Source organism: Neobacillus sp. GCM10027624 (assembly GCF_042675345.1).
Taxonomy (GTDB): Bacteria; Bacillota; Bacilli; order Bacillales; family Cytobacillaceae; genus Neobacillus; species Neobacillus cucumis_D.
Window position 1 is genome coordinate 289,456 of the sequence record NZ_JBHTHD010000003.1, and the last position, 13,479, is coordinate 302,934.

The following is a 13,479-nucleotide window of genomic DNA, read 5'->3' on the forward strand; positions in this document are numbered from 1 at the left end:
CAGTTGGAACAACTAAAAACAACAGAGACTCAAACAACATTGGACAACAAAAAACCATCTATTTATTCTTTGCAGCTCCATGAATTAAAGGAATGGTTGTCAGAAAATGGAGAAAAACCATTTCGGGCAGAGCAAATCTTTGATTGGTTATATAAAAAACGAATTACCTCCTTTGACGAGATGAGTAATTTATCTAAAGACCTGCGGGATAAACTCGAACTTCATTTTGTAGTCACCACATTAAAAACCGTTATTCAACAAACGTCATCGGATGGCACGATTAAATTTTTATTTGAATTGCATGATGGCTATTCCATCGAAACAGTGCTCATGCGGCATGACTACGGGAACTCAGTTTGTGTTACCACACAGGTAGGATGCCGAATCGGCTGCACCTTTTGTGCATCGACGCTTGGCGGGTTAAAAAGACATCTAGAAGCAGGAGAAATCGTTGCGCAGGTTGTCAATGTGCAGCAGGCACTTGATGAAACAGATGAAAGAGTAAGTTCGGTTGTGATTATGGGGATTGGAGAACCGTTTGATAATTATGATAACATGCTATCCTTCCTTAAAATCATTAATCATGATAAAGCTTTGAATATTGGTGCACGTCACATTACCGTTTCCACTAGCGGCATTATTCCAAAAATTTATCAATTTGCTGATGAAGATATGCAGATTAATTTTGCTATTTCCCTGCATGCCCCAAATACTGAATTAAGATCGAGATTAATGCCAATCAATAAAGCATATAAACTTGATGACTTAATGAAAGCGGTACGGTATTATATCGATAAGACGGGCAGACGAATCAGCTTTGAATACGGACTTTTTGGCAGTGTCAATGATTCTGTAGAACATGCTGAGGAACTTGCCGCATTGTTAAAAGGGATCAAATGCCATGTAAATCTTATCCCTGTTAACTATGTTCCGGAACGTGATTATGTCCGTACTCCAAAAAATCAAATTTTTGCCTTTGAAAAAACGCTTAAAAATCGTGGAATAAATGTTACAATTCGCCGAGAGCACGGCCATGATATTGATGCAGCATGTGGACAACTTCGTGCAAAGGAGCGGAAAGAGGAGACGAGGTGAAGATAAGTGAAAGCTGTTTTTAAGACGGATCAAGGAAAAGTTCGTCAAAATAATGAAGATAATGGCGGCGTTTTCCAAAATAAGGATGGGCATTTTCTTGCGATTGTAGCAGATGGGATGGGCGGTCACTTGGCTGGTGATATTGCCAGTGAAATGACCGTTCAACACTTAAAGGATTTATGGGAGCAAGCAGAAGGATTACAAACAGCGGACCAGGCCGAAGAGTGGCTTAAAACGCATATCAATCAAGTGAATAAGCTGTTGTTTGAGCATTCAAAAAGTCATCCGGAGTGTGAGGGGATGGGAACGACCATCGAGGCAATTATTGCGACAGATCGTTTTACATCCGTTGCACACGTCGGAGACAGCAGGTCGTATATTTTAAATGAGAGCGGATTTCAACAGTTGACAGAGGATCATACACTAGTAAATGAATTGGTCCGCTCTGGCCAGATTTCAAAAGAGGATGCGGAACATCACCCAAGAAAGAACGTAATCCTTAGGGCTTTAGGAACAGAACAGGAGATAAAAATTGATTTCAAAACAATTATGTTTGAGGAAGGCGATTTCCTTCTTTTATGCTCAGATGGTCTGTCGAATAAAGTAAAAGAACTGGAAATGGTTCAAATTCTCCAAAACGAAGAGATTCTAGAGGAGAAAGCGGAAACACTGATTAAAATAGCCAATGATAATGGCGGCGAAGATAATATCACCCTAATCATAGTAGCGTTCGATGATGAGAATGAAAGAGGGTGAAAATAAATGATTATTGGGAAAAGAATAAGCGGCCGCTATAAAATCCTTGAAATGATCGGCGGAGGTGGAATGGCAAATGTTTATTTAGCGCATGACATGATTTTAGATCGCGATGTTGCAGTTAAAATCTTGCGTCTTGATTTTGCCAATGATGAGGAATTTATTCGCCGATTTCATCGAGAAGCCCAATCCGCAACCAGTCTAGTCCATCCCAATATCGTTAGTATTTACGATGTAGGTGAAGAAGATTCCATTTATTATATAGTCATGGAATATGTAGATGGCCAAACATTAAAGCAATACATACAGGGACGGTCAGCACTTCATGTGGAAGAGGCAATTGATATCATGAAACAATTGACCTCGGCAATCTCCCATGCCCATCAAAATCATATTATTCACCGGGATATTAAACCACATAATATTTTAATTGATCGAAATGGGAATGTAAAAATCACAGATTTTGGGATTGCGATGGCGTTAAGTGCAACCAGTATTACACAAACAAACTCCGTTTTAGGTTCTGTCCATTATTTATCACCGGAACAGGCTAGAGGCGGCATGGCGAATAGGAAATCAGATATTTATTCACTGGGTATTGTGATGTTTGAATTATTAACTGGAAGACTTCCATTTTCGGGTGAGTCGGCTGTTTCAATTGCTTTGAAGCATCTTCAATCGGAAACTCCCTCCGTTCGCAGATGGAATCCAAACATCCCGCAAAGTGTTGAAAACATTGTTTTAAAAGCAACAGCAAAGGATCCTTTCCACCGCTATAACAGTGTTGACGAAATGGAGGAGGATCTAAGAACAGCCTTAAACCCTGAAAGAATGGATGAGCGAAAGTTTGTTGTCCCAATTGATGAAGAAGCAACGAAGGCAATACCAGTCATCACAAATGATCGACCTTATCAAAATCTTGATGAAACATTAGTCCATAATACCGATAAAAATATCATTCAACCGAATGAACCTGTAAAAAATGGAAATGGCAAAAAGAAACGTAAAAAATGGCCGATTATTTTAATTTCTACTTTTATTATACTTGCACTTCTCGGACTTTTTTCTTTTTTAGTTTTACCAGGCCTATTATCTTCAAAAGATATAAAAATTCCGGATGTTAGCGGAATGAATGTTAATGATGCAGTTTCAAAGCTGAAGTTAGAAGGTCTTCAAGCAGGCGAAAAAATAGAAATAACTGATGAAAAAGTAGTGGAAGGGCATGTTATAAAAACAGACCCGGAGGCAGGAAATACGGTTAAAGAAGATCAAAAAGTTACGATTTATATTAGTTCAGGAAAAGAAAAATACGAACTGTCAGATTATACTGGGCGCCAATATAATGATGTCGTTCAATTATTAGAAAGTAAAAACTTTAAAGATATCATTAAAACCGAAGTGTTCGCGGATAGCGACCCTGGGACCATTATCAGCCAAAATCCCGTTAGTGGAGAAAATATTGTACCTGAGGATACCGCTTTGCAGTTCGAGGTAAGTAAGGGACCAGAGAGAATTACTTTAAAAGACTTGACGCAATATACAAAAAAAGCGGCAGAGGATTATGCGGATGAGTCGGGATTTGTCATTGATGCCTCAGAAGAACAATATGATGATAAGATTCCGAAAGGTATGGTTATTTCCCAATCACCTGCGCCGGGCGCACAATTAAAAAAGGGTGATCAAATTTCAGTCGTTATCTCTAAAGGGAAAGAGGAAAAACCGCCTAAGAATGTTTCAATTGAATTGAGCATCCCTTATGAACCGGCAACACCGGGGACACCGCAGGAGGTTCGAATCTTTATTGAAGATATGAATCATAGTATGACAGAACCGGCTGAAAGTTTTGCCATTACTCAGGATACCAAAAAAATGATTGAACTAATAATTCCTTATGGCAAAAAAGCAGGGTATAAGGTAATCCGAGATAACGAAGTAATTATTGATGAAAATAGGAAATACTCTGATGAAGAGGAACAATAAGCCTAGCGGCATGAATGAGGCTTGATTATAAAATCATCAATATGGAACAAGTAAGGAACAGGCAAGGAGTGTTGCTATGCCAGAAGGCAAAATTGTCAAAGCATTAAGTGGATTTTATTATGTTCTTCACAATGAAGAACTAATTCAATGCCGCGGAAGAGGGGTTTTTCGCAAAAATAAGATTACCCCTCTGGTTGGTGATGAAGTCATTTTTCAAGCCGAAAATGATCAAGAAGGATATATCCTTGAGGTAAAGCAAAGGAAAAATGAGTTAATTCGTCCGCCCATTGCTAATGTAGATCAGGCTATTCTTGTTTTTTCAGCAGTTGAACCAGACTTTAGCACAGTTTTATTAGACCGTTTTCTTGTCTTGGTTGAATTTAATCATATTCAGCCGCTTATTTGTATTTCAAAAATGGACCTTACAACAAAGGAAGAATTACAAACCATTTCGGAATATGCGGAGCAGTATCGAAAGGCCGGCTATGAGGTCATCCTTACTTCATCGGAAACAGAAACGGGGATTGAACGGCTAAACCCGCATGTTGAGAATAAAATATCTGTTTTCGCCGGCCAATCAGGTGTTGGAAAATCATCCCTATTAAATGTCCTGCGGCCAGACCTCGAATTGAAAACCAATGATATATCAACGCATCTTGGCAGGGGGAAGCACACAACAAGGCATGTTGAGTTAATTAAAATTGGCAATGGGCTGATAGCTGATACTCCTGGTTTCAGTTCATTGGAGTTTACCAATATAGCGGCTGAGGATTTGACTTTTTGTTTTCCCGAAATAGCAAAGGCCAGTGAAAATTGTAAATTTCGCGGCTGCCTACATGTAAGTGAACCAAAGTGCGGGGTGAAAGCCGGGGTAGATTTAGGAGAAATTCCAACCTATCGTTATGAACATTATTTGGATTTTCTAAAGGAAATTAAAGAGAGAAAGCCGAGGTACTAACCATGGTAAAAATTGCACCTTCAATCCTTTCAGCGGATTTTTCTAAATTGGGAGAAGAAATTTTGGCGGTAGAAAAAGCTGGAGCGGATTATATTCATGTTGATGTCATGGACGGACATTTCGTGCCAAATATCACGATTGGTCCTTTAATTGTTGAAGCAATTCGTCCTGTTACAAAACTGCCGCTTGATGTCCATTTAATGATTGAAAATCCCGACCAATATATCGAAACATTTGTAAAGGCGGGGGCAGATATTATTACCGTGCATGTTGAAGCATGCCGTCATCTCCATCGTACCATCCATCATATCAAATCTTTAGGGATTAAAGCTGGGGTTGTTTTAAATCCAGCGACTCCTGTGGAGACGATACAGCATATTATTGCAGATGTTGATATGGTATTATTAATGTCGGTTAACCCTGGTTTTGGGGGGCAAAAATTTATTCCTGAAGTTCTGCCTAAAATAAAAAAGGTAAAAGAACTCGCGGAGCAAAAGGGCCGGAAACTTGAAATTGAAATTGATGGCGGAGTAAATCCTGAAACTGCTAAACTTTGCATTGAAGCAGGAGCTAATGTCCTTGTTGCAGGGTCAGCAGTTTATAATGAAGATGACTATGCAAGAGCAATATCGACAATTAGAGGTTAGTAAGGAGAGAAGCCGGCGAGAGCTGGCTTTTTGCTTCTGGAAAGAAGGTTGTTTATATGATTATCAATATCCTGGCTGGAGGCCCTGAAGAGGACCTCCCTGAATTAGCCCTTTTTTCAGAATCAGATGTGGTATGGGTTGGAGTGGATCGGGGAGTTTATCAACTTTTAAAACGAAACATTACTCCTGAAATTGCTTTTGGCGATTTTGATTCGGTTACACCCGAAGAACTGGCTTTTATTGAAAGTAAGGTCAATCATCTAAATCGGTTCCATCCGGAAAAAAATGAAACGGATATGGAGCTGGCTTTGGAGTGGGCTTTAAAACAAAACCCAGATAAAATCCGACTATTTGGGGCAACCGGGGGCAGACTTGATCATTTATTTGCCAATGTCCAATTATTACTCCACTCATTATTACAGCAAAATCAGACATCTGTTTACATAATTGATCGACTCAATGAGGTTTGGGTGAAGGGGCCGGGGAGCTTTCAAATTGCAAAAAGATCCGATAAAAAATACATTTCGTTTATTCCTGTTACTCCAAACGTTGAAAACCTTACCCTTGAAGGCTTTAAATATCCATTAAAAAATCGTCATATTTCCCTCGGATCCACACTATGTATTAGTAATGAACTTATTAGTGAATATGGTACTTTTTCATTTACAGAAGGCATATTAATAGTCATAAGAAGTCATGATTAAGATGGTACTGATTTCATTCGATTGAATAATATGGTAAGGGCTTTTGAAAAAAAGAGATGTGGATGACGTTGAGGAGGGACAATATGAAATTCTATACCATTAAACTGCCGAAATTTTTAGGTGGACTTGTCCGAGCCATGATAGGGGCTTTTAACAAAAAAGAATAGAGATATTTATAAGTTTCAAGCGCCCGTTTACGGGTGCTTTTTGTTTTAAGAAGGGATGAAGATTTTTTAAAAGAAAGGGCATCCTATATGGATGCCCAATCAAAACATTATTAAACGCGTTCTACTTTACCAGATCTTAACGCTCTTGCAGAAACCCAAACACGCTTAGGCTTTCCGTCAACAAGGATACGTACTTTTTGTAGGTTAGCACCCCATGTACGCTTGTTTGCGTTCATAGCGTGAGAACGTGCGTTACCAGTCGTGGTTTTCTTTCCAGTTACAACACATTTACGTGGCATAATGATTTCCCTCCTTAACACCAAAAGCTTTATACAGCATTTACATTTTCAGATGCTTCCATCTGGATATAGAAAAATGGACGTGCCATATTTTCTAGCCTAAAGATACCTTAATAATTTATCATACAACCTGTACGATTGCAATACTTGTTAGAAAAGGTTTCAAGAAAAATTCCTTGACATCCATTGTTATTAAAAGCTCATAATATGAGGAATGGCTTTTATTATTGTAGCGACTATAGTAAAATGACTGTAGTCAAGGAGCAATTTCCAAAAGGGGGAACGATTCATGTCCATTGAATTAAAAACAAAGTTCGGACAAATTGATATTTCAAATGAAGTAATCGCTACCATCGCTGGAGGAGCAGCAATCGATTGTTATGGAATCGTCGGTATGGCTTCAAAACATCAAATTAAAGACGGTCTTACGGAAATATTAAGAAAAGAGAATTTTACACGTGGAGTTATTGTTCGCCAAGATAATGAGGAAGTACATATTGATATGTATATAATTGTCAGCTATGGAACGAAAATTTCCGAGGTTGCCCACAACGTGCAATCAAAGGTTAAATACACCCTCGATAAAACTGTTGGACTTGCCGTTGACTCGGTAAATATTTACGTTCAGGGAGTTCGAGTGACGAACCCATAAGTTCGTGTTACGAACCTCTGTAAGGAGGAAGGTTTGTGTCAATAACAGCTTTAGATGGAAAACGTTTTGCAGAAATGGTGATACAAGGAGCAAATCATCTTTCTGCAAATGCAAAAATGGTTGATGCGTTGAACGTTTTTCCCGTGCCCGATGGTGATACCGGTACAAATATGAACTTATCCATGACCTCAGGGGCAAAGGAAGTTAGAAATAATGTTCAGGAACATATTGGAAAGGTAGGCGTGGCCCTCTCAAAGGGACTACTAATGGGTGCCCGCGGGAACTCGGGAGTTATTCTTTCTCAATTATTCCGCGGTTTTGCCAAGGCGGTTGAAAATAAACCCTACATTTCGGGCAAGGATTTTGCGCAGGCATTAGAATCCGGAGTTGAAACAGCTTATAAAGCAGTTATGAAACCAGTTGAGGGGACAATTCTAACAGTTGCAAAGGATTCCGCAAAAAAGGGAGTACAGGCCGCTCAAAAAACTGATGATGTAATCACAATCATGGAGGAGGTTTTAAAGGAGGCGAAAGCTTCTTTAAAACGGACACCTGATTTACTTCCTGTATTGAAGGAAGTCGGAGTGGTTGATAGTGGTGGTCAAGGGTTAGTATTTGTCTATGAAGGTTTCTTAGCAGAATTAAAAGGAGAAAAGCTTCCGGATTCACCTGCCGCTCTTCCTTCTATGGATGAGATGGTGAGTGCCGAACATCATAAGAGTGTACAAGGTCATATCAATACAGAAGATATCGTATTTGGCTACTGTACCGAATTCATGGTGAAATTTGAAAGTGATAAGGCAGTGAAACACCCCTTTAAAGAAGAAGTGTTTCGGAATGATCTTAGCAAATTAGGAGATTCTTTACTCGTCATTGCGGATGAAGAACTAGTTAAAGTGCATATCCACTCAGAAAAGCCGGGAGAAGTTTTAAATTATGGGCAGCGTTATGGCAGCCTTATCAATATGAAGATTGAAAACATGCGGCAGCAGCATTCCAATATTGTAGGTGAAACACATACCCCACTGGTTTCTGATAAACAAAACATCCAAAAAGAAAAAGCAGAATTTGGAATTGTTACTGTTTCAATGGGTTCCGGTATTGCAGAATTATTCAAGAGTATCGGAGCAAATGCAGTAATTGAGGGCGGCCAGACAATGAACCCGAGTACCGAGGATATTGTGAAAGCTGTTAAGGAAGTAAATGCAAAAAAGGTCTATATTTTACCAAACAATAAAAATATTATTATGGCTGCACAGCAGGCTGCAGATGTTGCAGAGGAAGATATCTATGTGATTCCGTCTAAAACGGTCCCTCAAGGATTAGCAGCATTATTAGCTTTTAATCCTTCCACGGATGCGGAAGCGAATAATACGGCAATGAAGGATGCATTGCAGCATGTGAAAACGGGACAAATTACCTTTGCCGTCCGTGATACACAAATTGACGGTTTGGAAATTGAAAAAGGTGATTTCATGGGAATCGCCGAAGGGAAAATTATTGTAAAAAACAAGGGAAAAATTAAAGCGGCTGAAGAATTACTTGTCAAAATGCTCGATGATGATTCAGAAATCCTGACGATTCTTTACGGTGAAGATGTTACCGAAGAGGAAGTAAAAATGCTTGCGGAATATGTGGAAGGACAGTATCCAGACGTGGAAATTGAGGTTCACAACGGTGCTCAGCCATTATATTCTTTTATCTTTTCAATTGAATAAGGAACAGATACAATAGAAGGGGGAGACCCCTTCTTTTTATGTGCAAAAAAGGTGCTCGTCCTTCTAAAAATTTTCCTAAAATAATTTTGACCTATAGATAGATTAAACATAAGGGAGAGAACTCATTTGAAATATAGAAGTGTGTTTGACATTATTGGACCTGTTATGATAGGGCCATCAAGTTCACATACGGCGGGAGCGGCGCGAATCGGCAGGGTGGCAAGAAGTTTGTTTGGAAGAGAGCCGAAATGGGCGAACATTTCCTTATATGGCTCTTTTGCGAAAACCTATAAAGGGCATGGGACAGATGTTGCCATTGTTGGTGGATTATTAGATTTTGATACGGATGATGTTCGGATTATTCATGCAATTGATATTGCGAAAGAAAAAGGAATGAAGCTTCGCTTTATTGAGGAAGATGCGGTAACCGATCATCCAAACACAGCACGAATCATTCTGGGTGATCATAATGGGGAACTTGAACTTGTGGGTATCTCTATTGGCGGGGGTAAAATTGAAATAACCGAGTTAAATGGTTTCGAACTAAAGCTATCTGGCAATCATCCAGCCATTTTAGTGGTTCATAATGACAAATTTGGAACGATTGCAAGCGTTGCCAATACACTTGCCAAATATCAAATCAATATCGGACATATGGAGGTTTCTCGAAAAGAGGTGGGGAAATTGGCCCTTATGACGATTGAAGTAGACCAAAATATAGATGATAAGCTAATTAACGAATTAGAACAGCTTCCGAATATACTGAAAGCAACTAAAATTGTAGATTAAACGAAAAGCTTAAGCGCCTGGGCGCTTAGCTGGACAATAGAAAAAAGCGGGAATGGACACATCAAAGAGGAGGAAGGCTTGTGTTTCGAAATGTAGCTGAACTAGTAGAGCTTGCAAATAGTCAAAATAAAAAAATCTCAGAAATTATGATCGAACAGGAAATCACTGTTACCGGCCGATCCAGAGAAGAGGTCATTGCCTTTATGGACCGTAATTTGCGGGTCATGGAGGAAGCGGTAGAACGTGGAATCAAAGGAGTAAAATCTCACTCAGGGTTAACTGGTGGGGATGCCGTGCTTCTCCAAGCATATATTCAAAAAGGAAATTTTTTAACAGGAGAAACGGTACTAGATGCGGTAAGCAAAGCGGTTGCCACCAATGAAGTAAATGCTGCAATGGGGACGATATGTGCAACGCCTACTGCCGGGTCAGCAGGTGTGGTTCCAGGAACATTATTTGCTTTGAAAAATAAATTGAACCCAACACGTGAACAAATGGTATCGTTTCTATTTACTGCCGGTGCCTTTGGTTTTGTTGTTGCAAATAACGCTTCGATTTCCGGAGCCGCTGGGGGATGCCAAGCGGAGGTAGGTTCAGCCGCAGGAATGGCTGCGGCAGCCATTGTTGAAATGGCCGGGGGAACTCCAGATCAATGTGCTCAGGCAATGGCCATTACATTGAAAAATATGCTTGGCCTTGTCTGCGATCCTGTAGCTGGATTAGTTGAGGTACCCTGTGTAAAAAGAAACGCAATGGGTGCTGCGAATGCTATGGTCGCAGCCGATATGGCTTTAGCGGGGGTTACCAGCCGAATCCCTTGTGACGAAGTCATCGACGCGATGTATAAAATCGGTCAGAATATGCCGACTGCATTAAAAGAAACTGCTCAGGGAGGTTTGGCGGCAACACCGACAGGTCGCAAACTAGAAGCGAAGATTTTCGGTATTCCGCTAGAAGAACAGTGAATCCAGAATTAAACCAATCCGTTACTGTTTTAAAAGGAATTGGTGGGGAAACGGCTGAAACCTTGGCAGAAATGAAAATCTATACGATTCATGATTTATTGGAGTATTTTCCTTATCGTTACCAAGACTATCGACTCCGTGACTTAACGGAGGTTCAGCATGACGAGAAAATTACGGTAGAAGGGAAGGTTCATAGTGAGCCTTCTCTTGCCTATTATGGGAGAAAGAAATCAAAGATTACCATTCGGCTTTTTGTGGAACGATATCTGATTAAGGTGGTTTTTTTTAACCAACCCTATTTAAAAAATAAATTCGTACTCAATGAAACCATTACCGTCACAGGAAAATGGGATGCACACCGGCAAACGATTACGGCTAATGAAATGCAGGTCGGCCCGAATGCAAAAGGGCATGATTTTGAACCTGTATACGCTTTAAGAGGAAAAATGACGACAAAAGGTATGCGGAAGTTTATTAGCCTTGCCTATCAGCAATATGGAAATAAGATTGAAGAAAATTTACCGCTATCACTTTTAAATAAATATCGGCTGCTCGGCCGCCGTGATGCACTACGGGCCATGCATTTTCCTAATACCTCGGATGATGTCAAGCAGGCAAGACGTCGTTTTGTTTATGAAGAATTTCTTTTGTTCCAACTTAAAATGCAGGCCTTAAGAAAATTTGAAAGAGAACAATCACCGGGAATATCTCAAAATTATTCGCAGCCAAAATTAAAAACTTTTATTGATGCATTACCTTTTCCGTTAACCAATGCTCAAAAACGAGTCGTGAATGAAATTTTAGCAGACTTGAAGTCAGGCTTTCGCATGAACCGTTTGTTACAAGGGGATGTCGGTTCAGGAAAAACAGTCGTTGCTGCAATTGGTTTATATGCAAGCGTAACGGCAGGCTTTCAAGGAGCGTTAATGGTACCAACCGAAATATTAGCAGAACAACATGCCGAATCACTTAATAGCTTATTAGACCCTTTTGCAATTCGCTGTGAGCTGTTAACTAGTTCCGTAAAAGGGAAACGCAGACGTGAAGTTCTACAGGACTTAGCTGAAGGAAAGGTGGATATTCTGATTGGTACCCATGCGCTCATTCAGGAGGAGGTAACCTTTAAAAAACTTGGTTTTGTGATTACGGATGAGCAGCATCGTTTTGGGGTCGAACAGCGAAGGATATTAAGGGAAAAAGGTGAAAATCCCGACGTATTGTTTATGACTGCAACTCCGATTCCCCGTACATTGGCTATAACTGTCTTTGGTGAGATGGATGTATCGATCATTGATGAAATGCCAGCAGGCAGGAAAAGGATTGAAACGTATTGGGCAAAACCTGAAATGCTAGATCGAGTCCTCGGATTTGTGGAAAAAGAACTGGGCAAAGGCCATCAAGCCTATGTTATTTGTCCGTTAATCGAAGAATCGGACAAGCTTGATGTTCAAAATGCTATCGATGTTCATACAACCCTTATCCATTACTTTCAAAACCGTTATAAGGTTGGTCTAATGCATGGCCGTTTAAGCTCGGATGACAAGGATACCGTTATGAAGGCTTTCAGTGCAAATGATGTTCAGATACTTGTTTCTACAACCGTCGTTGAAGTGGGCGTAAATGTTCCCAATGCGACAATGATGGTGATTTACGATGCTGAAAGGTTTGGTCTGTCACAGCTACATCAACTCAGAGGGCGGGTAGGAAGAGGCAGCGATCAATCCTATTGTGTCTTGCTAGCGGCCCCAAAATCCGAAGTCGGTCAGGAAAGAATGAAAATTATGACTGAAACAAACGATGGCTTTGTTCTTAGCGAAAAAGATTTAGAGCTGCGTGGACCAGGGGATTTCTTTGGAAAAAAACAAAGCGGGATCCCAGAATTTAAAGTAGCAGATATGGTCCATGACTATCGGGCACTAGAAACCGCCAGGAATGATGCAGCATTGATGATTCAATCAAAAGCGTTTTGGTCTTCCGCAGAATATATATTTTTACGGAATGAGCTTGAGTGGTCAGGTGTTCTAGAAGGAGAAAAACTAGACTAATTCTAACGAATTTAATGAATAATAACTAGGAAGCAGATGGCAAGTATGAAAGTATTTCTTGCAATCTGCTTTTTCTACTTTTATACTACTATTAGTACCTAGTCATAAGAGCTCGGACGGTGTAAAATCATGAGAAGAAATAAAAAAGAACGGCAGCAATTGCTAACCTCTACCATAAAAGAAAATCCATTTACGACGGATGAAGAGCTTGCGGAAAAATTTCAAGTCAGTGTTCAAACCATTCGTCTCGATCGATTAGAGTTATCGATACCGGAACTTAGGGAACGAATTAAAAATGTAGCTGAAAAGCGATTTTCCAATGAGGTCCGTTCATTGCCACTTGATGAAATCATTGGTGAAATTATTGATATAGATTTAGATCATAGTGCAATATCCATTTTGGATATCAAAGAAGAGCATGTTTTTAAACGAAATAAGATTGCCCGCGGCCATCATTTATTTGCGCAGGCAAATTCTTTGGCCGTTGCTGTCATCAATGATGAACTAGCCTTAACAGCGAAAGCAAATATTCAATTTAAACGATCTGTAAAGCAAAATGAACGGGTAATTGCAAAGGCTAAGGTGTTAAAAATTGATGACGAACTCGGGAGAACCTTTGTTGAAGTCAATAGTTTTGTAAATAATGAGCTTGTTTTTACCGGAGAATTTGAAATGTACCGTTCGAAAAATCATTAAGGGATGAG

14 protein-coding genes are annotated in these 13,479 nt (G+C 39.9%); 13 read left to right on the forward strand and 1 reads right to left on the reverse strand.

Translation table 11 applies throughout. The features are described from left to right. Window positions 1-3 precede the first annotated feature (3 nt). The 7 genes from rlmN (at window position 4) to spoVM (ending at window position 6,307) form a co-directional block, all read left to right on the forward strand. A complete protein-coding gene (gene rlmN, locus ACFQZ9_RS06395; RefSeq protein ID WP_498942791.1) occupies window positions 4-1,095 on the forward strand; it encodes a 23S rRNA (adenine(2503)-C(2))-methyltransferase RlmN in 1,092 nt (363 codons plus the stop codon). Window positions 1,096-1,101: 6 nt separating this feature from the next. Further along, window positions 1,102-1,851, forward strand: a complete 750-nt coding sequence (locus tag ACFQZ9_RS06400) for a protein phosphatase 2C domain-containing protein (protein WP_498942792.1) — start codon at window positions 1,102-1,104, stop codon at window positions 1,849-1,851. A 6-nt stretch (window positions 1,852-1,857) separates the two neighbouring features. Then, complete coding sequence (gene pknB, locus ACFQZ9_RS06405) at window positions 1,858-3,831, forward strand: Stk1 family PASTA domain-containing Ser/Thr kinase (RefSeq protein WP_498942793.1); 1,974 nt, start codon at window positions 1,858-1,860, stop codon at window positions 3,829-3,831. A 76-nt stretch (window positions 3,832-3,907) separates the two neighbouring features. After that, on the forward strand, window positions 3,908-4,789 hold the full coding sequence (rsgA, locus tag ACFQZ9_RS06410; protein WP_498942794.1) for a ribosome small subunit-dependent GTPase A: 882 nt from the start codon (window positions 3,908-3,910) through the stop codon (window positions 4,787-4,789). A 2-nt stretch (window positions 4,790-4,791) separates the two neighbouring features. Continuing rightward, on the forward strand, window positions 4,792-5,436 hold the full coding sequence (gene rpe, locus ACFQZ9_RS06415; RefSeq protein WP_198311185.1) for a ribulose-phosphate 3-epimerase: 645 nt from the start codon (window positions 4,792-4,794) through the stop codon (window positions 5,434-5,436). Between the two features lie 56 nt (window positions 5,437-5,492). Then, window positions 5,493-6,140: a thiamine diphosphokinase gene (locus ACFQZ9_RS06420; RefSeq protein ID WP_198311186.1), complete on the forward strand. Its 648-nt coding sequence runs from the start codon at window positions 5,493-5,495 to the stop codon at window positions 6,138-6,140. An 83-nt stretch (window positions 6,141-6,223) separates the two neighbouring features. Then, a complete protein-coding gene (gene spoVM, locus ACFQZ9_RS06425) occupies window positions 6,224-6,307 on the forward strand; it encodes a stage V sporulation protein SpoVM (RefSeq protein WP_035424179.1) in 84 nt (27 codons plus the stop codon). 110 nt (window positions 6,308-6,417) lie between these two features. Here the strand turns inward: spoVM and rpmB are convergent, their stop codons facing one another. Beyond that, window positions 6,418-6,606 carry a 50S ribosomal protein L28 gene (gene rpmB / locus ACFQZ9_RS06430; protein ID WP_007087786.1) on the reverse strand — a complete coding sequence of 63 codons (189 nt, stop codon included), beginning with the start codon at window positions 6,604-6,606 and terminating at the stop codon, window positions 6,418-6,420. 289 nt (window positions 6,607-6,895) lie between these two features. Here rpmB and ACFQZ9_RS06435 point away from each other — a divergent pair, with 289 nt between their 5' ends. The 6 genes from ACFQZ9_RS06435 to fapR all read left to right on the forward strand — a co-directional run bounded on the left by ACFQZ9_RS06435 (window position 6,896) and on the right by fapR (window position 13,471). Further along, complete coding sequence (locus ACFQZ9_RS06435) at window positions 6,896-7,258, forward strand: Asp23/Gls24 family envelope stress response protein (protein WP_198311187.1); 363 nt, start codon at window positions 6,896-6,898, stop codon at window positions 7,256-7,258. A gap of 35 nt (window positions 7,259-7,293) precedes the next feature. After that, the gene (locus ACFQZ9_RS06440; RefSeq protein ID WP_498942795.1) at window positions 7,294-8,976 is read left to right on the forward strand and encodes a DAK2 domain-containing protein; all 1,683 of its coding nucleotides are present in this window, start codon (window positions 7,294-7,296) and stop codon (window positions 8,974-8,976) included. A 126-nt stretch (window positions 8,977-9,102) separates the two neighbouring features. Beyond that, complete coding sequence (sdaAB, locus tag ACFQZ9_RS06445; RefSeq protein WP_133332470.1) at window positions 9,103-9,765, forward strand: L-serine ammonia-lyase, iron-sulfur-dependent subunit beta; 663 nt, start codon at window positions 9,103-9,105, stop codon at window positions 9,763-9,765. A gap of 80 nt (window positions 9,766-9,845) precedes the next feature. Beyond that, the gene (gene sdaAA, locus ACFQZ9_RS06450) at window positions 9,846-10,730 is read left to right on the forward strand and encodes a serine dehydratase alpha family protein (protein WP_498942796.1); all 885 of its coding nucleotides are present in this window, start codon (window positions 9,846-9,848) and stop codon (window positions 10,728-10,730) included. After that, complete coding sequence (recG, locus tag ACFQZ9_RS06455; protein ID WP_498942797.1) at window positions 10,727-12,775, forward strand: ATP-dependent DNA helicase RecG; 2,049 nt, start codon at window positions 10,727-10,729, stop codon at window positions 12,773-12,775. The genes sdaAA and recG overlap by 4 nt, the downstream gene beginning before the upstream one ends. Window positions 12,776-12,904: 129 nt before the next feature. Beyond that, window positions 12,905-13,471: a transcription factor FapR gene (gene fapR / locus ACFQZ9_RS06460; protein WP_498942798.1), complete on the forward strand. Its 567-nt coding sequence runs from the start codon at window positions 12,905-12,907 to the stop codon at window positions 13,469-13,471. Window positions 13,472-13,479: the final 8 nt, after the last annotated feature.

Excerpts from the sequence above, each read along its gene's own strand:
- rpmB (WP_007087786.1), bottom strand. The coding sequence starts at position 6,606 with ATGCCACGTAAATGTGTTGTAACTGGAAAGAAAACCACGACTGGTAAC.
- ACFQZ9_RS06435 (WP_198311187.1), top strand. The coding sequence starts at position 6,896 with ATGTCCATTGAATTAAAAACAAAGTTCGGACAAATTGATATTTCAAAT.
- ACFQZ9_RS06420 (WP_198311186.1), top strand. The coding sequence starts at position 5,493 with ATGATTATCAATATCCTGGCTGGAGGCCCTGAAGAGGACCTCCCTGAA.
- spoVM (WP_035424179.1), top strand. The coding sequence starts at position 6,224 with ATGAAATTCTATACCATTAAACTGCCGAAATTTTTAGGTGGACTTGTC.
- fapR (WP_498942798.1), top strand. The coding sequence starts at position 12,905 with ATGAGAAGAAATAAAAAAGAACGGCAGCAATTGCTAACCTCTACCATA.
- pknB (WP_498942793.1), top strand. The coding sequence starts at position 1,858 with ATGATTATTGGGAAAAGAATAAGCGGCCGCTATAAAATCCTTGAAATG.
- rsgA (WP_498942794.1), top strand. The coding sequence starts at position 3,908 with ATGCCAGAAGGCAAAATTGTCAAAGCATTAAGTGGATTTTATTATGTT.
- rpe (WP_198311185.1), top strand. The coding sequence starts at position 4,792 with ATGGTAAAAATTGCACCTTCAATCCTTTCAGCGGATTTTTCTAAATTG.